We start from the raw sequence: 22310 nt of genomic DNA, 5'->3' as shown, positions 1-22310 counted from the left end.
GTCAGTCGGTGAAGGTGCGCCCCTCGGCGGCGATCCGCTCCAGCAGCGCGGGCGGTGCGAACCGCTCCCCGTACGCGGCGGCGAGCTCGCGGGCACGCTCCGCGAAGCCGGCCGGGCCGCCCGGGTAGCCGTTGACGTACTGGAGCACGCCGCCGGTCCAGGCCGGGAAGCCGATACCCAGGATCGAGCCGACGTTGGCGTCCGCGACGGAGGTGAGCACGCCCTCCTCCAGGCAGCGGACGGAGTCCAGTGCCTCGCTGAAGAGCATCCGCTCCTTGAGGTCCTCGAACGGGATGTCCACGGCCGCGCGGGTGAAGTGCTCACGCAGGCCCGGCCAGAGCCGGCCCCTGGCGCCGTTCTCGTCGTAGTCGTAGAAGCCTGCGCCCCCGCTGCGGCCGGGCCGGCCGAACTCGTCCACCATCCGGTCCACCACCGCGTCCGCCGGGTGGGCGGTCCACTCGCCACCGGCCGCCTCCACGGCGCGCCGGTACTCGTCGCGGATCCGGCGCGGCAGGGTGAGGGTCAGCTCGTCGAGCAGCGAGAGCACCTTCGCCGGGTAGCCGGCCTGGGCGGCGGCCTGCTCGACACTGGCCGGCTCGACGCCCTCGCCGATCATGGCGACGCCCTCGTTGATGAACTGGCCGATCACCCGCGAAGTGAAGAAGCCGCGCGAGTCGTTGACCACGATCGGGGTCCGGCCGATCTGCCGGACCAGGTCGAAGGCGCGGGCCAGCGCCTCGTCCCCGGTCTGCGGCCCGCGGATGATCTCCACCAGCCGCATCCTGTCGACCGGCGAGAAGAAGTGCAGCCCGATGAAGTCGGCGGTGCGCTGCACGCCCTCGGCGAGCAGGCCGATCGGCAGGGTGGAGGTGTTGGAGCAGAGCAGCGCGTCGGGGGCGACGATCCCCTCGATCTCCTGGAACACCTTGTGCTTGAGCTCCGGGTTCTCGAAGACCGCCTCGATCACCGCGTCGCAGCCGGCCAGGTCGGCGGCGTCGGCGGTGGGGGTGATCCGGGCGAGCACCTCGTCGCGCTGCTCCTCGGTGCGCCTGCCCCGGGCCACCGCCTTCGCCAGCAGGCCCTCGGAGTACGCCTTCCCCTGCTCGGCGGCCTCCACGGTGACGTCCTTGAGCAGCACCTCGATACCGGCCTCGGCACAGGTGTGGGCGATGCCGGCGCCCATCATCCCGGCGCCGAGCACGGCGACCCTGCGGACCGTCCGCTTCGCCACCGACGCGGGCCGCCCGGCACCGGAGTTGACCGCCTGGAGGTCGAAGAAGAGGGCCTGGATCATGTTCTTGCTGGTCTGCCCGCAGGCCAGCTCGGTGAAGTAGCGGGCCTCGATCGCCATCGCCGTGTCGACGTCCACCTGGGCGCTCTCCACCGCCGCGGCGAGCACATTGCGCGGCGCCGGGTAGGGGGCGCCGGCCAGCTGCTTGCGCAGGTTGGCGGGGAAGGCGGGCAGGTTGGCGGCGAAGGCCGGAGTGCTCGGGGTGCCACCGGGGATCTTGTAGCCCTTGACGTCCCAGGGCTGGACGGGGGCCGGGTTCGCCGCGATCCAGGCCCGCGCCCGGTCGGCCAACTCCTCCGGCGCGGCGACCAGTTCGTGGACCAGGCCGTGCTGGAGGGCCTGCGCCGGGCGGTACTGGCGGCCCTCCAGCAGGAACTTGAGCAGGGCGTCGGTGATGCCGAACAGCCGCACCGTGCGGACGATCCCGCCGCCGCCGGGGAGCAGACCGAGGGTGACCTCGGGCAGGCCGATCCGACAGGCCGGGGTGTCCAGGGCGATCCGGTGGTGGCAGGCGAGGGCCAGCTCCAGGCCGCCGCCGAGCGCGCTGCCGTTGATCGCGGCGACGACCGGCAGTCCGAGCGTCTCCAGGGTGCGCAGGGCGCGCTTGATCCGCATCGACTTCTCGAAGACGGCGGCGGCGTCCTCCGGGCGGGCGGCGGAGAGCATTTTCAGGTCGCCGCCGGCGAAGAAGGTCTTCTTGGCGGAGGTGATCACCACACCGCGCAGCCCGCCGGCGGCGCCGAGGCCGGCCAGCCGGGCGACGACGGTCTCGAAGTCGGCGGTGAACGCCTCGTTCATGGTGTTGACGGACTGGGTGGGGTCGTCGAGGACGAGGGTGACCACGCCGTCCTCGGCCTGCTCCCAGCGAATGGTGGTGGTGTCGCCGGTGTCGCTCATGGGGTTCTGGTCTCCTGAAGGGGCCGGAAGGGGAGGAGGTCTCTGGGGCGCGGGTCAGACGCGCTCGATGACGGTGGCGATGCCCATGCCGCCGCCCACGCAGAGGGTGGCCAGGCCGTAGCGGAGGTCGCGCCGCTCCAGTTCGTCGATCAGGGTGCCGATGAGCATCGCGCCGGTGGCGCCCAGCGGGTGGCCGAGGGCGATCGCGCCGCCGTTGACGTTCACCTGCTCGGCGGAGAAGCCCATCTCCCGGACGAAGCGCAGCGCGACGGCGGCGAAGGCCTCGTTGATCTCGACCAGGTCGATGTCGGCGGCGGTCAGTCCGGCCTTGGCGAGCGCCTTGCGGGTGGCGGGGGCGGGGCCGGTGAGCATGATGGTCGGCTCCGAACCGGAGACGGCGGCGGAGACGATCCGGGCGCGCGGCCGCAGCCCGTAGCGCTCGCCGATCTCGCGGCTGCCGATCGCGACCAGGGCAGCGCCGTCCACGATGCCGGAGGAGTTGCCGGCGTGGTGGACGTGGTCGATGGCCTCCACCCAGTGGTACTTCTGGAGGGCGACGGCGTCGAACCCGCCGGCCTCGCCGATCGCGGCGAACGAGGGCTTGAGCGCGGACAGGGTCTCGACGGTGGTGCCGGGGCGGATGAACTCGTCCCGGTCCAGGACGACCAGGCCGTTGCGGTCGCGGACCGGGACCACCGACCGGTCGAACAGGCCGTCGGCCTGGGCCTTGGCGGCGCGGGCCTGGGACTCGGCGGCGAAGGCGTCGACGTCGGTACGGGAGAAGCCCTCGATGGTGGCGATCAGATCGGCGCCGATGCCCTGCGGGGCGAAGTTGGTCTCGTAGGCCGTCATCGGGTCGGCGAACCAGGCGCCGCCGTCCGAGGCCATCTTCACCCGGGACATCGACTCGACGCCGCCGGCCAGGACGAGGTCCTCCCAGCCGGAACGGACCTTGGCGGCGGCCATGTTGACGGCCTCCAGGCCGGAGGCGCAGAAGCGGTTCTCCTGGACGCCGGCCACCGTGTCGGGCAGGCCGGCCGCGACGGCGGCGATCCGGGCGATGTCGGAGCCCTGGTCGCCGACGGGGCTGACCACGCCGAGCACGATGTCGTCGATCGCCGCCGGGTCCAGCCCGGGGAAGCGGCGGCGGATCTCGTGGATCAGGCCGACGACGAGGTCGATCGGCTTGGTGCCGTGCAGCGAGCCGGTGGCCTTGCCCCGGCCGCGCGGGGTGCGGATCGCGTCGTAGACGTACGCTTCGGTGGTCACGGTGGGCTGCCTTTCGGGGCGGGGTGCAGGGTGCTGTGAGCTGGGGGGCAGGGGGCAGGGGGCAGGGGGCCGGACGGGCCGGGGTTCAGCCGAGGATGGAGCGGCCCACGATCTCCTTCATGATCTCGGTGGTGCCGCCGTAGATGGTCTGGATGCGACCGTCGGTGAACGCCCTGGCCACCGGGTACTCGGTCATGTAACCGTAGCCGCCGTGGAGTTGGAGGCAGCGGTCGGCGGTCCGCTTCTGCAGTTCGGTGGCCCACCACTTGGCCATCGAGGCGTCGGCCGGAGTGAGCGCGTAGCGGTTGTGCTCGGTGATGCAGCGGTCCACGAAGGCGCGGGTGACGGCGCACTCGGTGGCCAGTTCGGCGATCTCGAAGCGGACGTGCTGGAGCTTCGCCAGCGGCCGGCCGAACGCCTCGCGCCCCTTGACGTACTCGGTGGTGATCTCGACCAGGTACTCCGCGCCGGCGATCGCGGCGGCGGCGATGGTGAGCCGCTCCTGGGCGAGGTTGCGCATCAGGTACAGGAAGCCCTGGTCGGGCTCGCCGAGCAGGTTCTCCTTCGGGACGCGGACGTCCTCGAAGAACAACTCGGCGGTGTCCTGGGCCTTCTGGCCGATCTTGTCGAGGTTGCGGCCGCGCTCGAAGCCGGGCATGCCCCGTTCGACGACCAGCAGGCCGAGCCCGTGGGCGCCGCCCTCGGCGGTGGTGCGGGCGGCCACGATCACCAGGTCCGCGAGGATGCCGTTGGAGATGAAGGTCTTGGCACCGTTGAGGAGGAAGTGGTCCCCCCGGTCCTCGGCCCTGGTGCGGATGCCCTGGAGGTCGGAGCCGGTCCCGGGCTCGGTCATCGCGATGGCCGTGACGAGTTCGCCGGAGCAGAATCCGGGCAGCCAGCGGCGCCGCTGCTCCTCGGTGGCGAGCGAGGTGAGGTACGGGCCGATGATGTCGTTGTGCAGCCCGATCGCCAGTCCGGACGCCCCGGCCCGGGCGAACTCCTCGGCCAGCACCGCGGCGTAGCGGAAGTCGGTGTTCCCCCCGCCGCCGTACTCCTCGGCGACGGCGAGGCCGAGCAGCCCCTGCCGGCCGGCCGCCAGCCAGGCATCGCGGTCCACGATGCCTGCCTTCTCCCAGCGGTCGTAGTGCGGCAGCACCTCCTTGGCGAGGAACGCTCGGACGGTGCCGCGGAAGTCCTCGTGCTCGTCGGTGAAGAGGTCGCGTTGCACGGCAAACTCCTTGGGAGGGTGGCTGGTTCAGGCGGTCGGCGATGCGGGGGCGGGCGCGGGGCCGGCTGGCCCGGACGGAACGGTCGGCTCGGTCGGTTCGGCCGACTCGGCCGACTCGGAAGCGAGCGAGGGCACGCCCCAGTCGCGGGCGACCTCGGCGGCGTCGGCGCCCGGCCGGGCCGGCGGGCGGCGCAGCGCGCCGGGGGTGGCGGAGAACCTCGGCGCCGGGGCCGGCTGGGTGACGCCGTCCACCTCGACATAGGTCCCCCGGCTCGCCAGGTGCTCGTGCGCGTGCGCCTGCCGCATGGTCAGCACCGGTTCCACGCAGGCGTCCGACCCGGCGAAGACGGCCTCCCAGGCGGCCCGGGTACGGGTGGCGAAGCGCGCGGCGATCCAGGCCCGCAGCTCGGGCCAGCGGGCGGTGTCCCACTGTCCGGGCGCGTCCGGGCCGAGCCCGAGCAGCCGGGCGAACTCGGCGTAGAACTGCGGCTCCAGCGCGCCGACCGCGAGGTGGCCGCCGTCGGCGGCCGGGTAGACGGCGTAGAACGGCGCGCCGCCGTCGAGCAGGTTGACGCCGCGCCGGTCCTGCCACCGGCCGCCGGCCAGCAGGCCCTGGAGGACGGCGGTGAGGTGGGCGGCGCCGTCGACGATGGCCGCGTCCACCACCTGGCCGGCACCGGTGGCGCGGGAGTGGTGGAGCGCCGCGAGCAGGCCGACGACCAGGTAGAGCGAGCCGCCTGCGTAGTCGCCGAGCAGGTTGGCGGGGAGGGCGGGCGGCCCGTCGGGGCCACTCGGGGCGGCGGCCGGGGAGACGGCTGGGGCGGCAGCGGCCGGGGAGACGGCGGCTGGAACGGCGGCGGCCGTCGGGGCGACGAGGCCGAGGACGCCGGCCACCGCCGTGTACCCGATGTCGTGCCCGGCCCGGGCGGCCAGCGGCCCGTGCTGCCCCCAGCCGGTCATCCGCCCGTAGACCAGCGCCGGATTGCGGGCCAGGCAGGCTTCCGGCCCGACCCCGAGCCGCTCGGCGACCCCCGGCCGGTACCCCTCGATCAGCAGGTCGGCGCGGGCGACCAGGTCGAGCACCCGGCCCGGCCCGTCGGGGGCCTTGAGGTCGACGACCACCGAACGCTTGTTGCGGTTGGCGATGTCGTACGTCGGCTCGATGCCGAGCGGGGAGGACTCGGGGCGGTCCACCCGGACCACGTCGGCGCCGAGGTCGCCCAGCAGCATCGCGGCGAACGGTCCGGGCCCGATCCCGGCGAGTTCGACCACCCGGACCCCGGCCAGCGGCCCGCCCGCGCCACCGCCGCGCACACCGCTGTCACCCACGGGCGCCACGGCCCCTCCGAGGATCGACGAAGTCTGACAGTAAAGCTGTAACACTCGCGATGATAGGTAAGCGACTCGCCGGTAACAAGACCTTCGGCCCTCCTCCGCCGGAACGGCCACGGCCGTTCCGGGTCCCCCCGGCGGGGGAGGCGGATCCGGTCCCCGGAGGACGCGCGGGCCGCCCGGCCCGCGGGACCGTGGGGCCCATGACCTCGATGCTCCCGCCCCGCGCACCGGCCCCGGCCCCGACGACCGCCGGGGCGCCCGCTCCGGCCCCGAACGGCGTACCGGACCCCGCGCCTCGCCCCGCCGCACCGGTCGGCCGGGCCCGGACCGTGGCGGCCGCGACGGCCGTCGCGGCGACCGTGCCCTACCTCGGTCTCAAGCTGCTCTGGCTCACCGGCCACCCGGTCGGGGCCGGCGACGCCGACGCCATGGACGACCTGTGGCTCGTCAACCTGCTGACCTTCGGCATGGATGCCGTCGCCGTCCTGCTCGCCCTCTCCTTCGTCCGACCGTGGGGCCGCCGGGCGCCGGCCGGCCTGGTGGCCTTCCCCATGTGGGTCGCGACCGGACTGCTCGGGACCATCCTGGTCGCCCTGCCGCTGTTCCTGCTCTCCACCGTGCTGCTCGGCCCGGACCAGGCGCCGCCCGGCACCGACGACGGGCCGAGCGGCTGGGTGTTCCCGGTGGTGTACGGCGGGTTCGCCGTCCAGGGAATCGCGCTGATCACCGGCTTCCTGCTGTACGCGCGGGAACGCTGGGCCGGGCTGCTGCGCCACGACCGGATCCGCGACCTGCCCCGCTCCCCCACCCTCACCACCCAGCGGGCCTTCGCGTGCGTCGCCGCTCCGCTCGCCGCCGGGGTCGCGGCGGCCCGGGGGTACTGGGCCTGCGGGGGGACGACCGGGCTGCCGCTGGAGTGGCAGGAGTACCACGGCCGGGGCGTGGCGGTGATGGACGGGGTGACGGCCCTGATGGCGGTGGCCGCCGGCGCGACGCTGCTGCTGCTGGTGTTCCGGGGCCGTCCGGGATGGCGGCTGCGCGGACCGCTGGCCCTGGTATGGACGGCGGCCGGGTCGCTGTTCGGCTGGGGGTCCTGGCAGTTGGTGGCGTTCGGGACGTTCACGGCGGCCCCCGACGCCCGGCGGGCGGTACCGGGCCTGATGACCCTGGTGGAGGCCGCGCAGGTGGTGACCGGGCTGCTGGTGCTGGCGGTGGGCGCGATCGCCCTGGCCGAGCGGTCCGCGGCCCGCGCCGTCCCGGACACCGCGTGGGCCCCGGCGGTCCCGCGGTCCGGCCGGGCCGCTGACGTAGAGTCTGCGCAATGATCACGGGGGCGGGGGCCGACCGGCACACGGACGCGGGCACGGGCACAGGCGCGGACACAGGCGCGGGCACGGGCACAGGCGCGGGCACGGACACAGGCGCGGGCGCGGGCGCGGGCGCGGGCGCGGGCGCGGAGAAGGGTCTGGACACGGGCCCCGTCCGCCGCGCGGTGGCCGCCCTGTTCGGGCGGCAGGCCCGGCTGCGGTGGGTGCACCTGGTGCTCGGCGGCGCGCTGCTGATGCCGTACTGGCTGCTGTCGACGGTCCTGCTGGGCTCGCTCGACCCGCAGAAGGGGCCCCTGCTCCAGGTCCTGCTCTACTTCGCCGCGCTCGCCACCTCGCTCCCGATGGCCGCCGCCACCGCGCTGGTACCGACCGTACGGGCCCTGGAGGGGGCGGCCGCCCTGGCGCTCTGCGCGCCCGCCCGGGCGGGCGAGGTGGTCACCGGACCGGCCCGGTCCTGGGCGGCCCGGCGGCGCACGGCCGGCTGGTTCGTCCTGCACCTGGCGTTCGGCGGGATCGTCAGCGGGATGACGCTGACCGGCACGCCGTTCGCGGTGATGCTGATCCTCCGGCCTACCGTCTTCGAGGAGTTGGCGCGGTTCTGGGCGGACCGCGGCCTGCTGGGCCTGCTCCCCGGCCCGGTGCTGGGCCTCGCCCTGCTCGCGCTGATCGTCGGCACCAGCGCCGGTCTCGGCGGCCTGCTGGCCCGCTGGGCACCCGTCCTGCTCGGCCCGACCCCGGACGAGCGCCTGGCCGCCGCCGAACGGCGCGCCACCGTACTGGCCCAGCGCAACCGGCTGGCCCGCGAACTGCACGACTCGGTCGGCCACGCGCTGAGCGCCGTCGGCATCCAGGCCTCGGCCGCCGCCCGGGTACTGCGCACCGACCCGGAGTTCGCGGCGGAGGCGCTGGCCGCCATCGAGGAGACCGCGCGGGGCGCCGTCGCCGAACTGGACGCGGTGCTGGGCCTGCTCCGCGAGGAGGAGCGCGGCGATGCCGCGACGGCCGGGCCGACCCTCGCCGGACTGGGCGACCTGCTGCGGCAACTCACCAGGACCGGGGTGACGGTGGACGCCGAACTGGCGCCGGGCCTGGACCGGCTGCCGCCCGGGTTCTCCCGCGAGGCGTACCGGATCGTGCAGGAGGGGCTCACCAATGTATTGCGGCACGCCGGGCCCGCACCCGCCCGGCTGCGGGTCTCCCTGGCCGAGGAGTGGGTACGGATCGAGCTGACCAATCCGCTCGACCGGCTCCGGCCCGGCCGCCCCGGCGGCGGACGCGGACTGCGCGGGATCGGCGAACGGGCGGCGGCGCTGCACGGCCGCTGCGAGGCCGGGCCGACGGAGGACGGAACGATGTGGCGGCTGGCCGTCCGGCTGCCGGTGGGAACGGGAGGAGAGCAGTGGTGAACGGTTCGAGGGACGCGGCAGGGGTCGAGCGGGCGGCGACGGGCGGCACCGGCCCGGTGCGGGTGGTGATCGCCGACGACGAGCGGCTGGTGCGGACGGGCCTGCGGGTGGTCATCGACGCCGAACCGGACCTCACCGTGGTCGGCGAGGCGGCCGACGGCGCCGAGGTGGTGCCGCTGGTGCGCGAACTGCGTCCGGACGTGGTGCTGATGGACGTCCGGATGCCCGGGATCGACGGCATCCGGGCCACCGAGCAGCTGATCGGCGGGATGGCCGAGCCGCCCCGGATCCTGGTGGTCACCACCTTCGAGCACGACGACCACGTGTACGACGCGCTGCGGGCGGGGGCGGCCGGCTTCCTGCTGAAGCGGGCGCGGGCGGAGGAGATGGTGCAGGCGGTGCGGCTGATCGCGCGCGGCGACTCGCTGCTGTTCCCGGCGGCCGTCCGCGAGCTGGCCCTCCGGTACGGGGCGGCGTCCGCCCGGGACGCCCGTCCGGCGCCCGGTCGGGGTTCGGCCGCGGGCCGGAGCCGTACGCCGATCGAGCGGCTGACCGAGCGTGAGGGCCAGGTGCTGCGACTGGTGGCGGCGGGGCTGAGCAACGGGGAGATCGCCGCGAAGCTCGCACTCAGCCAGGAGACGATCAAGACGCATGTAGGCAGCGTGCTCGCCAAACTGGGCGCGCGGGACCGCACCCAGGCGGTCATCGCGGCCTACGAGTCGGGCTTCGTCCTGCCGGGCTGAGTCCGGCGCCCGCGGCCACCCGTCGAGGTGTCGGCCGAATGTCTCAGGGGCATCCACAGGGAATCCGGCAGGTGGAGGAAACGTTTTTCCCTGATCTCCCGACCCCCCGGTAGAGTGCGATCTTCCCCTTCGACGTCCGATACCTCCGGTATCGCCCGAAAAGAACTGGTGGCCGCATGTCAGTCCGGACCAGCCCGGCGCTCTGGTGGCGCGCCGGCATCGTGCTCTCGACGGGCCTCGGCCTGAGCCTCCAGACCGCGCCGCTGGTGTACTTCACCATCCAGAGCAATGTGATCGTGCTCGGCTACTTCATCGGCGCCGTCCACTGGATGCTGAAGCGCGGGACCACCGACGCCCCCGCGCCCCGGCTGCGCGGCGCCGCCACCCTGTACATCCTGATCACCGGGCTGGTCTCGCACATCCTGCTGGAGCACGGCGCCAACCCGCTGCCCGGCCTGTTCGACGGGCCGGACAAGCTCCAGCACTGGTCGTCGTTCTTCGTGCACTACGTCACCCCGGTGCTGGTGATCGTCGACTGGCTGGTGTTCCGGCCCCGCAACGCCTCCTCCTGGCGGGACATCCCGCTCTGGCTGGCCTTCCCGCTCGGCTACGCGGCGCTCGTACTGGTCCGCAACGCGCTGTTCTCCAACTACCCGCTGCCGTACCCGTACTTCTTCTTCGACCCGACCACGAAGGGGTACGGCTACGTCTGGGGCCAGATCGCCCTGCTGACGGTCGAGTTCGTCGCCCTGGCCGCCGTCGTGGTCGGCCTCGACCGGCTGGGCACCCTGGTCCGCGCCCGGCTGGGGCGCGACGGCACGGCCCCGGCCGACACCACCCCGGCCGGGGTCTGACGGCCGGTCCGGCGTCGGATCCGGGCCGGTCCCGGATCCGCCAGCCAGGAACCGGTCGGCCGCCGCGAACACGACCGCCCGCCGCTCCCGTGACGGCGCCGCTCAGGCGGCGGGCGCGTCCTCCGGGAACGCCCGGTCGAACTCCTCGCGGTGCTCGTTCCAGAACGCCACCGCGTGGGAGACGAACACCCGGCGCTGCTGCTCCCGCACACTCAGATCGTGCACATACGCCTTGACACTCTTTCCGTCGGCCGCGGCGGCCTCGCGGATGGCGGCGAGTTCGTGCTCCGTGTACTCGATGCTGAGTGCTGGCATGGCGCCGATGGTACTGGAGCCCACAGGAGTTGGGCACTGGGCCGACAACCCTGAGAGCACTCCGGGGAGCGTCTGGTCCGCAGGTCGGAGCCGGGTGGTCCGGAGCGTACCTCCGGGGTCCAGGTGGGGACCGGTCGGCAGGCTGACGTGCCGGAACCGGTCGGGCCCGTACCGTCGGCCCTGGGGCGGCGGAGAGGTTCCGTGGGGGAAGCCCGGGACCGGGAACGGCAGGGGACGACATGGGGATCGGGCGACGGAGGCCGACGGCCGGAGCGGCGGGGACGGCGGCGGCTGCAGGGGCTCCGAGGGCCGTGGGGGCGGCCAGGGCGAGCGGCGCGGCCAGGGCGGCCGGGGTCGCGGCGCTCGCGCTCGCGGTCACGGCGGGGACCATCGGCACGGCGGGCGCCGTCGGCGCCGCGCCGGACGGGGACGGCGACGCACGGCGGCCGGGCGTCAACCGGCTGGAGGGCGTCTGGCGGACGGACGGGTACGGCACCGTCGTCGAGATCCACGGGACGGCCTTCACCACCTACGACGTGACCCGGATCAGCTGCACCCCGGGCTTCTACTCCGGCGCGCAGGTCGGTGCGCCCGGACGCGACGGCACCGTCCGGTACGGCCAGTCCGGCAAGGCGTACGCCTCGTTCTCGCTCACGCCCCGGGGACACGACCGGGCCGTGTACAAGGAGGACGGCGCCGCCTCCGCCAGGGACCTCACCCGGCTGCCCGGCGGCCTCCCGGCCCAGTGCCGGCAGCCCGCCCCGCAGGACGCGCTCGCGGCCTTCGACCGGTTCTGGGCGACCTTCGACGAGAACTACCCCTTCTTCGCCGCCAAGGGCGTCGACTGGCGTGCGAAGGGCGCGCAGGCGCGAGCCGGCATCACCCCGCGGACCAGCCCCGACGACCTGCAGAAGATCCTCGTGGGCCTGCTGGAACCGCTCGGCGACGGGCACACCGCGCTGGGCCGCAAGCGCCCCGGCGGCGGGTACGACGGCGTCTTCGCCGGGCTGCGCCCGGGCACCGCGGAGCCCACCGACGAAGTCCGGGAGCAGGCGGCCCGGGCGGTCGCCGCCCAGCTCCTCGGCCCCGAGCAGCTCTTCGGCCGGGGCCTGCTCGGGGTCGGCGAACTCCCGGGCGGCATCGGCTACCTGCGGGTCAGCGCCTTCGACGGCTATGTCGAGGACGGCCCCTACCAGGAGCACGCCGCCGAGCTGGACAAGGCACTGGACCTCCTGCTGGCACACCCCGAGCGGCTGAACGGCGTGGTGGTCGACCTGCGGCTGAACGGTGGCGGTTCGGACGAGTTGGGGCTGCGGATCGCCTCCCGGCTCACCGACCGGCCCTTCCTCGCCTACCGCAAGGTGGCCCGCAACGACCCGGCCGACCCGGCCCGGTTCACCCGGCCCCAGCCGAGCGTGGTCCGCCCCGCCGCCGGCACGACCCGGTACACCGGACCGGTCGCCCTGCTGACCGCGGGCTCGACCGTCAGCGCGGGCGAGACCTTCACCCAGGCGATGGCGGAGCGGCGGCCGGCGCCCGTCCGGATCGGCGAGAACACCCAGGGCGTGTTCTCCGACACCATGTTCAAGCCCGTCTCGGCCGACTTCGTGGCCGTCCTGCCGAACGAGAAGTTCCTCACCCGCTCCGGCAGCACCTACGACGGCCCGGGCATCCCGCCGAACGTCCGCACCCCGGTGTTCACCCCGGAGGAGCTGGCCCAGGGCCGCGACTCCGCCCTGACCGAGGCCCGCGGACTCCTCGCCGCCGGGAGCACCGGAGCCACGGACGCGACCGATGCGGCCGACGCGGCCGACGCGACCGGAGTTACCGCCGCGACCGAAGCTACCGACGCCGCCGAAGCCACCCGCACCGCCGTCAGCACCGCCGCCGCCGGGGCCGGCGCCCGCTGACCGTCACATCGGATCCACCGTCCTCAACTCGCCGTCCAGCTCCAGCCAGCGGGTGATCCCGAGGCCCCGCAGGAACGGCAGGTCGTGGCTGGCGACGATCAGCGCGCCCTGGTAGGCGGCGAGCGCCTGGGTGAGCTGGCGCACGCTGGCCAGGTCGAGGTTGTTGGTCGGCTCGTCGAGCAGCAGCAGCTGCGGCGGCGGGTCGGCCAGCAGCAGCGCGGCCAGGGTGGCCCGGAACCGCTCGCCGCCGGAGAGCGTGCCGGCCGGCTGGTCCGCCCGTCCGCCGCGGAACAGGAACCGGGCCAGCCGGGCCCGGATCGCGTTGTCCCCCGCGTTCGGCGCGAACAGCTTGACGTTGCCCGCGACGGTCAGCTTGTCGTCCAGCAGGTCCAGCCGCTGCGGCAGGTGCCGCAGCGACACCGGGGCGGTGATGGTGCCGGAGAGCGGGGCGAGCTCACCGGTGATGGTGCGCAGCAGGGTGGTCTTGCCCGCGCCGTTGCGGCCGACCAGGGCGATCCGCTCGGGTCCGCGCAGGTCGAGGTCCGCGGTGATGCCGTTCGGCAGTCGCACCCGCTCCAGGGTGAGCACGGTGCGCCCGGCCGGGACGGCGGTGCGGGGCAGGTCGATCCGGATCTCGGCGTCGTCCCGCACGGCCTCCTCCGCCGCGGTGAGCTTGCGCCTGGCCTCCTCCAGTCGCTCGGTGTGCATGCCCTGGAGGCGGCCGGCGGTCTCCTGGCCCTGGCGTTTGAGCTTGCCGGCGACGATGTGCGGATCGTTGCGGGTGACCGAGCGCTTCTTCCCGTAGCTGGCGCTGCGCTCCAGCCTGGTCCTGGCGTCGACCAAGTCCCGTTTCTGGCGCTGGACATCGGCCTCGGCGTGGCGCAGCAGCCGCTCGGCGGTCTCCTGCTGGGCGGCGACGGTGCGCTCGTAGTCGGCGAAGTTGCCCCCGTACCAGGTGACCTGGCCGTCCCTCAGTTCGGCGATCTGGTCGACGTGCTGGAGCAGCTCGCGGTCGTGGCTGACGATCACCATCACCCCGCCCCAGCCGGCCACCGTCTCGTAGAGCCGCTCGCGGGCGGCCCGGTCGAGGTTGTTGGTCGGCTCGTCGAGCAGCAGGACGTCGGGGCGGCGCAGCAGCAGGGCGGCCAGCCGCAGTAGGACGGCCTCGCCGCCGGAGAGTTCGCCGGTGGTGCGGTCGAGGCCGAGCCGGCGCAGGCCGAGCCGGTCGAGCAGGGCGCGGGCGCGCTCCTCGACGTCCCAGTCGTCGCCGATCGCGTCGAAGTGTCGCTGGTCGGTGGATCCGGCCTCGACGGCGTGCAGGGCCTCGCGCGCGGCCCGGACGCCGAGCGCCTCGTCGACCCGCAGGCCGGTGTCCAGGGTGAGTCCCTGCGGGAGGTGGCCGAGCTCGCCGGCCACCTTCACGGTGCCGGAGGTGGGCGTGAGTTCCCCCGCGAGCAGGCGGAGCAGGGTGGACTTGCCCGCCCCGTTGAGCCCGATCAGCCCGGTGCGGCCGGGGCCGACGGCGAGGTGGAAGCCGTCGAGGACGGGCCTGCCGTCCGGCCAGTCGAAGGAGAGGTCGGTGCAGAGGAGCGAGGTGGTGGGTTGTGCCATGGAGGCCTCCCGAGGGTCTGCCGGACGCGGCCGGTCACCGGACGTGGTCGTGGGACGGCACGGGGAGACACCGCGGGTGCGGGCGGGACCGGGAAGGGGGCCGGGACGGGGCTCGGGTCGTCAGAGCGACGGGGGACGCCGGGCCGGCTCACCACTGAGGTCGGGCACTCGCACACTCACGGACCGCGCGGGCAGCACTGGGGCTGCGGCAGGGCAGCGAAAGGGCTGCGGCGCGGCGGGGGCGGTGTCTCGGGACCTCAGTAGAGCAACGGCCTTCTCCTGTTCTGGCGGGTGGCACGGATCACGCTACGGAGGCCCCCGGTGGTGTGCAACCGGTTTTTTCGGTGCCGATCGCGTGCCGATCCGGTGACAGCCCCGCCCCGGAACGGCCGACGGCCGGAAGCCGTCCGCCGCACATGGCAGACTCCTCCCCTGCCACTCCCGCCACACCTGCGGCCAGTCGCCGCACGGTCCGTGGCGGGTACTCACATCCGTGGCGTGCATTCACAGGGGGAACCGAACATCATGTCATCGATATCCCGGGCGACGCGTGCCGCGCTGGGCGCCTCCGTCGTCGCTCTGACGATGGTCGTCGCGACCGCGTGCGGCCCGGACAACGACCCGGCCGCCGACCCGGCCGCCGCCCCGACCGGCGGAACGACCGCCGCGGCCACCGCGGGCGCCACCGACAAGCCGGGCGGTCTGCCGCCGATCAAGCTGCCGACGGCCGACGAGCTGAAGAAGTGGAGCTTCGACGACTGGGACAAGTGGGCCCAGCAGAACGTCGTCTCCCCGGCCGTCAAGGGCTTCTGGGACCTGCAGAAGATCCTCAAGGCCAAGCCCTACAAGCCGGGCCCGGGCAACCAGCCGACCGCGCAGCCGACCAGTGCCGCGCCGGCCCAGCCCACCGCCCAGCCGACCACCCAGCCGCCGGCGCAGCCCACCGCGCAGCCGACGGCGGCCCAGCCCACCAGCGCCGCCCCCACCCAGCCGGGCGGCACCGGTGGCGGCACCGGTGGCAACGGCGGCGGCAGCCAGAACGACCCGCAGCCGAAGCTGGTCGAGATGAAGCCCCTCCCGCACCCGTTCGCCAAGCCGGCCCACGTCAACGGCAAGCTGTTCTTCCAGGACGGCAAGCAGGACTACGTCTGCTCCGGCACGGTCGTCTCCGACCCCGCCAACCCGGGGAAGAGCAACCTCGTCTGGACCGCCAGCCACTGCCTGCACGGCGGCAAGGGCGGCAAGTACCACACCAACATCACCTTCGCCCCGGCCTTCAACAGCGGCGGCGCGGTGAGCGCCGGCAAGCAGGGCACGCTCGCCGACGCCGAGCCGTACGGCGAGTGGGGCGCCGTCGCGGGCATGGTCTCCCCGCAGTGGACGGCCGAGGCCGACCCGGAGAACGGCGGCCCGTGGAGCCAGTACGACTTCGGCATCCTCAAGGTCGCCAACCCGGACGGCAGCGCGAAGTCCCTGGAGGAGGTCGTCGGCGGCTCGGTGCCGGTCTGGTTCAACGCCCCGCGTGAGCAGATCGCCTCGGTCAGCACCTACGGCTACCCGGCCGCCAAGCCGTTCGACGGCATGGAGCTGGAGCACTGCGAGGCCGGCAAGCCGGCCCGCCGCTCGATGGACCCGTCCCGCCCGACCATGCTGATGACCGGCTGCAACGGCAGCGGCGGCGACAGCGGCGGCGGCTGGTTCACCACCAAGGACGGCAAGCAGGTGCTGGTGTCGGACACCTCCATCGGCGGCGCCGACAACACCTGGGAGGCCGGACCGTACCTGGACGACGTCGCCCAGCACGCGCTGGAGTACTTCTCCAAGAAGAGCAAGTGACCCCGGTCACCCGCTGAACTCCCCCGCCGGGGGCGGTGGCACCCCGCGTGCCGCCGCCCCCGGCGGCTTCTCCGGCGGCGTCTCCGGCGGCGTCTCGGCAGCATCTCCGGTCCGCGCACCCGGCCCGCGCCCCCGCCCGCTCCCCGGCCCGCCTAGAATCGACGACATCATGAGCGCCACACTCGTCGTCAAGGACCTCGCCGCCGGCCACGGCGAGCGCACCCTCTTCTCCGGCCTGGACCTGGTCGTCGCCCCCGGCGACGTGATCGGCCTGGTCGGCGTGAACGGGGCCGGCAAGTCGACCCTGCTGCGCCTGCTGGCCGGCCTGGACACCCCGGAGGGCGGTTCGCGGCGGCTCAGCCCCGCCTCCGCCAACGTCGGCCACCTACCGCAGGAGCCGGAGCGCCGCGCCGACGAGTCGGTCCGCGACTTCCTGGCCCGCCGCACCGGCGTGTCCGCCGCGCAGGCGGCGCTGGACGAGGCCACCCAGGGCCTGGTGGACGGCGTTCCCGGTGCCGACGACGCCTACGCGGAGAACCTGGACCGCTGGCTGGAGCTGGGCGGCGCCGACCTGGAGGACCGCGCCGAGGAGGTCGCCGACTCGCTCGGCCTCAAGATCTCCCTGGACCTGCCGATGACCGCGCTCTCGGGCGGCCAGGCCGCCCGGGCCGGCCTCGCCTCGCTACTGCTCTCCCGCTACGACGTCTTCCTCCTCGACGAGCCCACCAACGACCTCGACCTGGACGGCCTGGAGCGGCTGGAGTCCTTCGTCAAGGGCCTGCGCGCCGGCACCGTGGTGATCAGCCACGACCGCGAGTTCCTGGCCCGCACCGTCACCAAGGTGCTGGAGCTGGACCTGCACCAGCAGCAGGTCAACCTGTACGGCGGCGGCTACGACGCGTACCTGGAGGAGCGCGAGACGTCCCGCCGGCACGCCCGCGAGGACTACGAGGAGTACGCCGACACCAAGGCGGGCCTGGAGGCCCGGGCCCGGATGCAGCGCGGCTGGATGGAGAACGGCGTCCGCAACGCCCGCCGCAAGTCCAGCGACAACGACAAGATCGGGCGCGCGATGCGCACCGAGTCCACCGAGAAGCAGGCTTCCAAGGCCCGGCAGACCCAGCGGATGATCGAGCGGCTGGACGTGGTCGACGAGCCCCGCAAGGAGTGGGAGCTGCGGATGGAGATCGCCGCCGCGCCGCGCTCCGGCTCGGTGGTCGCCACCCTGCGCGGCGCCACCGTCCGGCGCGGCGACTTCGTGCTCGGCCCGGTGGACCTGCAGATCGACTGGGCGGACCGGGTCGCCATCACCGGCGCCAACGGCACGGGCAAGTCCACGCTGCTGGCCGCCCTGCTGGGCCGGCTCGAACTCGACTCCGGCAGCTCGGTGCTGGGCTCCGGCGTGGTCGTCGGCGAGGTGGACCAGGCGCGCGGGCTGTTCCTCGGCGGGGAACCCCTGCTGGAGGCGTTCGCCGCCGCCGTCCCGGAGCTCGCGCCGGACGAGGTCCGCACCCTGCTGGCGAAGTTCGGGCTGAAGGCGGTGCACGTACTGCGCCCCGCGGGCACCCTCTCCCCCGGCGAGCGGACCAGGGCGGCGCTCGCGCTGCTCCAGGCGCGCGGGGTGAACCTGCTGGTGCTGGACGAGCCCACCAACCACCTGGACCTGGTGGCCATCGAGCAGTTGGAGTCGGCGCTGGCCTCGTACACCGGCACCCTGCTGCTGGTCACCCACGACCGGAGGATGCTGGACACGGTGGCGGTGAACCGGCGGATCGAGGTCGGCGGCGGGCGGGTCGGCGAGCTGTAGCCCGGAGTCCGTGCGTACCGCGGGCCGGGGAGAAGGTCCAGACCTCTTCCCCGGCCCGCCGTCATGTGCTGTGCTGTCGCCCATGGTTGACAGCACAGCGCTCGAAAGCGCGGTGGCGGGGACGCCCTACCCGAGTGTCCCGCTCACCCCCATGACCGTGCCCGCCCACGAGGCGGAGGCACGCAGCAGGTCCTTCCACGACGTGATGGCGCAGCGCCGGACCGTCCGCGACTACTCGACCCGGCCACTTCCGGACGGCGTGGTGGAGTGGGCGATCCGCACCGCCAACACCGCGCCGAGCGGCGCGCACGTGCAGCCCTGGCGGTTCGTGGTGATCACCGATCCGGACCGCAAGCGCCGGCTGCGGGAGGCCGCCGAGGCCGAGGAGCGCGAGTTCTACGCGCACCGGGCCTCCGAGGAGTGGCTGGCCGCGCTGGCGCCGATCGGCACCGACTGGGAGAAGCCCTTCCTGGAGGACGCCCCGGCCGTGATCGTGGTCTTCGAGGTGCACAAGGGCCCGCACTCGCCGCGCCCGTACTACACCAAGGAGTCGGTGGGCATCGCGGTCGGCCTGCTGCTGGCCACGCTGCACCAGGCGGGGCTGGCCACGCTCACCCACACGCCGAGCCCGATGAAGTTCCTCAACGAGGTGTGCGAACGGCCGCAGGAGGAACGGGCCGCGTACGTCATCCCGGTCGGGTATCCGGCGGACGGTGCGCGCGTACCGGACCTGCGGCGCAAGGAACTCGACGAGGTGCTGATCCGCCTCTGACGCACCCCCGGACAGCCCGGTAAGCGGCGACGGGCGGTGGTGACGAGTACAGGACGTCGACATAATCGCTGTCATGAACCTCGTCATGCCACCGCCGTGCGGGGACGTACCCACCCCCGGCCTCACCCCCGGCGCTGTCCCTGCTGTCCCCGCCACCCCCGGCCGGCCGCCCGAACTGCTGCGCCCGGCCGGGGCCTCGGGGATCACCCTGCGGCGCCGCTCCCCGGTCCAGAGCCTCGCCCTCAACGCCGCCGTCCGGGCCGACCTGGACCACCTCCGCCCCTGGCTGGAGTGGGCCGCCGTGGCGCCCACCCCGGCCCGCACCGCCGAGCTGACCGAGGCCGGCGTGGCCGCCTGGGAGGCCGGCACCGACTTCATCTACCTGGTCGGACTGGACGCCGAACCCGGCCGGGTGATCGGCTCGTTCGGGCTGCACCGCCGGATCGGCCCCGGCGCGCTGGAGATCGGCTACTGGATCGCCACCGACCACCTCGGCCGAGGCATCGCCACCACCGCCGCCCGGGCCCTCACCGAGGCGGCGTTCGCCCTGCCCGGCGTCCACCGGGTCGAGATCCACTGCGACCCGGCGAACACCGCGAGCGCCGCGGTCGCCCGACGGCTCGGCTTCCGGCTCCACCTCGAGGTCGACGCGCCGGTGCGGGCCCCGGGCGAGACGGGGCGCAAGCAGGTATGGGTCCTGGAGCGCCACCCCATGCCGTAGCGCCCCGCTCAGTGGCGGCCCCTCAGTACCGCTCGCCCGACGGCGCCGGCAGCGCGTCCAGTTCCGCGAGGTCCGCCGGCGACAGCACCAGATCGGCCGCCGCCGCGTTCTCCGCCAGGTACTTGGGCGTCTTCGTGCCCGGGATCGGCAGCACGTACCGCCCCTGCGCGACCACCCAGGCGAGCGCCACCTGCGCGGGCGTCGCGCCGACCCGGGCCGCGACCTCCTTCACCCGCTCCACCAGCGCCAGGTTCGCCTTCAGCGCGTCCTGCTGGAAGCGCGGCAGCTGGCGGCGGAAGTCGTCGGCCGGCAGTTCGTCGAAGGAGGCGATGCCGCCGGTCAGGAAGCCCCGGCCGAGCGGCGAGAACGGCAGGAACGCGATCCCGTGCTCCTCGGTGTACGGCAGCACCTCGGCCAGCGAGTCCCTGGTCCACAGCGACAGTTCGTTCTGCACCGAGGCCACCGGGTGGACGGCCCGGGCCCGCTCGATCTCCTCGACACCCACCTCGGACAGCCCGATCCGGCGCGCCTTCCCGGCCGCCACCACCTCGGCGAGCGCGCCCCAGGACTCCTCGATCGGCACCTCCGGGTCGACCCGGTGCAGCTGGTACAGGTCGACGTGGTCGGTGCCGAGCCGGTGCAGACTGTCGTCGATCGCCCGCCGGATGTGCTCGGGCCGGCCGTTGCGCAGCACCCGCTCCTCACCGTTGCCCGGCACCAGACCGACCTTGGTGGCGAGCACCGCGCGCTCCCGGTGGGGACCGGCCAGGGCGGCGCCGACCACCTCCTCGTTGCTGTACGGGCCGTAGATGTCGGAGGTGTCGATCAACGTGACCCCGAGGTCGAGCGCCTGCCGGATCACCCGGACCGAGGTCTCGTCGTCCCGGTTGTGGACGTCGTAGGCCCAGGTCATCCCCATGCAGCCGAGGCCGACGACCCCGACCTCGGGACCCTCGGCGCCGAGCGTGGCGTTGCGCATGACGGTACTCCTCACTGGTGTCGGCCCCCGTGGCGCCGACATGCGGTCGGATCAACGGGCACCAGCCTGCCCCTTCGAGTGCACTCCAGGTCAAGCGGCACCACCGAGCCCGACCCACCGCAGCCGGCCGGCAGCGGATCGATGCGGCGCTCATGGGCGTCCCGCCGTGCTCGACGTAGTGCCGCAGCAGCACCGCGAGCGGGAACGGGTCTCGCCGGAACCTTAACGTCCGCGTAAGGCGTACCGACAGGCCGTTCTGATGCCCCGAAGGTTCTTGACGTGCCCAGGTGGTCTAGTCCAGCTTGGTCCTCAGCACCGCGCACCTCCCCCACCCGGACCACCCTCCGCCGTCACCCGCCCCCGCGCCCCTCCCCACCGCGCGAGGCCGGTGGCAGGCCTCGTTCCCGAGAGGCACCCCCATGCCACGCGCGCCCCACGACGCCCCTGTCCGGCACCGCCGCCGCCCGGCGGTCCGCACCAAGCTGCTCGGCCTCACCGCCGCCGTCGTCCTCGCCGGCGGCGGCCTGGCCACGGTCGCCGGGAACGCCGGCGCCGCCGACGGCAACCTGCTCGGCAACCCCGGGTTCGAGAGCGGCTCGCTCGGGCCGTGGAGCTGTTCCGGCGCGACCGGGAGTGTGGTCAACTCCGGCGCGCACGGCGGCTCCTACGCGCTGAGCGGCGCCGTCGGCAGTTCCGACACCGCGCAGTGCGGCCAGAGCGTCGCCGTGAGGCCCAACACCACCTACACGCTGAGCGCCTGGGTCAAGGGCCAGTACGTGTACCTCGGCGCGACCGGCAGCGGCGTCACCGATCCGGCCGTCTGGACGCCCGGCGGCGGCGGCTGGCAGCAGCTGACCGCCACCTTCACCACCGGCGCGGCCACCACCAGCGTCAACGTCTACCTGCACGGCTGGTACGGCCAGGGCGCCTACCTCGCCGACGACGTGACCCTGTCCGGCCCCGGCGGCAACCCGAGCACCCCGCCACCCACCACCACCCCGCCGACCACGACGCCCCCGACCACCGCCCCGCCCACGACCACGCCGCCCACCACCCCCGCGCCCAACGTGGCGCTCCCGGTGGCCCCGTACATCGACATGGGAGCCTGGCCCACCCCCTCGCTGCCCGCGATGGCCGAGTCCGGCAACCTCAAGGCCTTCACCATGGGCTTCGTCACCGCCGTCGGCTGCAAGGCCAGCTGGTTCAACGCCTACGACCCGCGCACCGGCTGGGCCAAGGACCAGATCGACGCGCTGCGCGCGGCCGGCGGCGACGTCAAGCTCTCCTTCGGCGGCGCCAGCGGCACCGAACTCGCCGCCGCCTGCACCACCGTCGACTCGCTGTTCGCCGAGTACGACGCGGTCGTGAAGGCCTACAGCCTGCGCTACGTGGACTTCGACATCGAGGGCGCCGCGATCGCCGACACCGCCGCCAACGAGCGCCGCTCCGCCGCACTCGCCAAACTGCAGAAGGCCAACCCGGGACTGAAGGTCTCCTTCACCCTGCCCGTGCTCCCCGAGGGCCTCACCAGCGAGGGCGTCGCCATCGTCCGCTCGGCCCGCGACGCGGGCGTGGACGTCGACCTCGTCAACGTCATGGCGATGGACTACTACCGCTCCGGCGCGGACTACGGCGACGCCGCCGTCCAGGCCGCGCAGTCCCTCTACGGCCAGCTCAAGGCCCTGTACCCGGCCAGGAGCGACGCCCAGCTGTGGTCGGCGGTCGGCGTCACCCCGATGATCGGCGAGAACGACGACCACCAGGTCTACAACCAGGCCGACGCGCAGCAGCTGGTCGCCTTCGCCCGTCAGCACCACCTCGGTGAGCTGGCCTTCTGGGACGCCACCCGGGACGCCAACGCCTGCACCGGCGGCCTCTTCAAGTGCACCAACATCCCGCAGCAGCCCTACGAGTTCGCCAGGATCTTCGCCCAGTACACCGGCTGAGCGGCCCCCACCCGCACCCGCGCCGACGGCCCGAACCCCCCCGGCCGGCCGCGCGGGGGTAT

General features: G+C 74.0%; 17 protein-coding genes. 10 read left to right on the top strand and 7 right to left on the bottom strand.

Translation table 11 applies throughout. The features are described 5' to 3' along the window. Position 1 precedes the first annotated feature (1 nt). The 4 genes from SM793_RS19730 to SM793_RS19715 form a co-directional block, all read right to left on the bottom strand. Entirely contained in the window at positions 2 to 2188 is a 2187-nt protein-coding gene (locus SM793_RS19730) for a 3-hydroxyacyl-CoA dehydrogenase NAD-binding domain-containing protein (RefSeq protein ID WP_320439535.1), read from the bottom strand. Between the two features lie 54 nt (positions 2189 to 2242). Beyond that, positions 2243 to 3457, bottom strand: coding sequence for an acetyl-CoA C-acetyltransferase (locus SM793_RS19725; protein WP_320439534.1), 1215 nt, complete (start codon positions 3455 to 3457; stop codon positions 2243 to 2245). A gap of 85 nt (positions 3458 to 3542) precedes the next feature. Then, complete coding sequence (locus tag SM793_RS19720) at positions 3543 to 4685, bottom strand: acyl-CoA dehydrogenase family protein (protein ID WP_320439533.1); 1143 nt, start codon at positions 4683 to 4685, stop codon at positions 3543 to 3545. Between the two features lie 27 nt (positions 4686 to 4712). After that, on the bottom strand, positions 4713 to 6014 hold the full coding sequence (locus SM793_RS19715; RefSeq protein ID WP_320439532.1) for a CaiB/BaiF CoA-transferase family protein: 1302 nt from the start codon (positions 6012 to 6014) through the stop codon (positions 4713 to 4715). A gap of 206 nt (positions 6015 to 6220) precedes the next feature. Between SM793_RS19715 and SM793_RS19710 the strand changes: the two genes are divergently transcribed. From SM793_RS19710 to SM793_RS19695, 4 genes are all read left to right on the top strand, one after another. Next, positions 6221 to 7345, top strand: a complete 1125-nt coding sequence (locus SM793_RS19710) for a hypothetical protein (RefSeq protein WP_320439531.1) — start codon at positions 6221 to 6223, stop codon at positions 7343 to 7345. After that, positions 7342 to 8754, top strand: coding sequence for a sensor histidine kinase (locus tag SM793_RS19705; RefSeq protein ID WP_320439530.1), 1413 nt, complete (start codon positions 7342 to 7344; stop codon positions 8752 to 8754). Before SM793_RS19710 ends, SM793_RS19705 begins: the two co-directional genes overlap by 4 nt. Continuing rightward, a complete protein-coding gene (locus SM793_RS19700; protein WP_320439529.1) occupies positions 8751 to 9497 on the top strand; it encodes a response regulator transcription factor in 747 nt (248 codons plus the stop codon). The genes SM793_RS19705 and SM793_RS19700 overlap by 4 nt, the downstream gene beginning before the upstream one ends. Positions 9498 to 9673: 176 nt before the next feature. Then, positions 9674 to 10351 (top strand): Pr6Pr family membrane protein, encoded by a 678-nt coding sequence (locus tag SM793_RS19695; protein ID WP_320439528.1) that lies wholly within the window; start codon positions 9674 to 9676, stop codon positions 10349 to 10351. A 102-nt stretch (positions 10352 to 10453) separates the two neighbouring features. Here SM793_RS19695 and SM793_RS19690 read toward each other — a convergent pair whose 3' ends face one another. Beyond that, positions 10454 to 10666, bottom strand: coding sequence for a hypothetical protein (locus SM793_RS19690; protein WP_093865213.1), 213 nt, complete (start codon positions 10664 to 10666; stop codon positions 10454 to 10456). 311 nt (positions 10667 to 10977) lie between these two features. Between SM793_RS19690 and SM793_RS19685 the strand changes: the two genes are divergently transcribed. After that, entirely contained in the window at positions 10978 to 12576 is a 1599-nt protein-coding gene (locus tag SM793_RS19685; RefSeq protein ID WP_320439527.1) for a S41 family peptidase, read from the top strand. Positions 12577 to 12579: 3 nt separating this feature from the next. Here the strand turns inward: SM793_RS19685 and SM793_RS19680 are convergent, their stop codons facing one another. Continuing rightward, the gene (locus SM793_RS19680; RefSeq protein WP_320439526.1) at positions 12580 to 14187 is read right to left on the bottom strand and encodes an ABC-F family ATP-binding cassette domain-containing protein; all 1608 of its coding nucleotides are present in this window, start codon (positions 14185 to 14187) and stop codon (positions 12580 to 12582) included. Between the two features lie 525 nt (positions 14188 to 14712). On the opposite strand from SM793_RS19680, the gene SM793_RS19675 reads away from it, so the two are divergent. The 4 genes from SM793_RS19675 to SM793_RS19660 all read left to right on the top strand — a co-directional run bounded on the left by SM793_RS19675 (position 14713) and on the right by SM793_RS19660 (position 19323). Continuing rightward, on the top strand, positions 14713 to 16023 hold the full coding sequence (locus tag SM793_RS19675; protein WP_320439525.1) for a hypothetical protein: 1311 nt from the start codon (positions 14713 to 14715) through the stop codon (positions 16021 to 16023). A 169-nt stretch (positions 16024 to 16192) separates the two neighbouring features. Continuing rightward, complete coding sequence (locus tag SM793_RS19670; protein WP_320439524.1) at positions 16193 to 17830, top strand: ABC-F family ATP-binding cassette domain-containing protein; 1638 nt, start codon at positions 16193 to 16195, stop codon at positions 17828 to 17830. Positions 17831 to 17912: 82 nt separating this feature from the next. Continuing rightward, on the top strand, positions 17913 to 18602 hold the full coding sequence (locus SM793_RS19665; RefSeq protein WP_320439523.1) for a nitroreductase family protein: 690 nt from the start codon (positions 17913 to 17915) through the stop codon (positions 18600 to 18602). 73 nt (positions 18603 to 18675) lie between these two features. Then, positions 18676 to 19323: a GNAT family N-acetyltransferase gene (locus SM793_RS19660; protein WP_320439522.1), complete on the top strand. Its 648-nt coding sequence runs from the start codon at positions 18676 to 18678 to the stop codon at positions 19321 to 19323. Positions 19324 to 19345: 22 nt separating this feature from the next. Here SM793_RS19660 and SM793_RS19655 read toward each other — a convergent pair whose 3' ends face one another. Next, positions 19346 to 20302 carry an aldo/keto reductase gene (locus SM793_RS19655; protein ID WP_320439521.1) on the bottom strand — a complete coding sequence of 319 codons (957 nt, stop codon included), beginning with the start codon at positions 20300 to 20302 and terminating at the stop codon, positions 19346 to 19348. Positions 20303 to 20721: 419 nt separating this feature from the next. Between SM793_RS19655 and SM793_RS19650 the strand changes: the two genes are divergently transcribed. Then, positions 20722 to 22248 carry a carbohydrate binding domain-containing protein gene (locus SM793_RS19650; RefSeq protein ID WP_320439520.1) on the top strand — a complete coding sequence of 509 codons (1527 nt, stop codon included), beginning with the start codon at positions 20722 to 20724 and terminating at the stop codon, positions 22246 to 22248. Positions 22249 to 22310 lie beyond the last annotated feature (62 nt).

It is taken from the genome of Kitasatospora purpeofusca, from assembly GCF_034043715.1.
GTDB classification, from domain to species: domain Bacteria; phylum Actinomycetota; class Actinomycetes; order Streptomycetales; family Streptomycetaceae; genus Kitasatospora; species Kitasatospora purpeofusca_A.
Note: the sequence above shows the minus strand (reverse complement) of the source record. Positions and strands in the feature narration are given on the sequence as shown.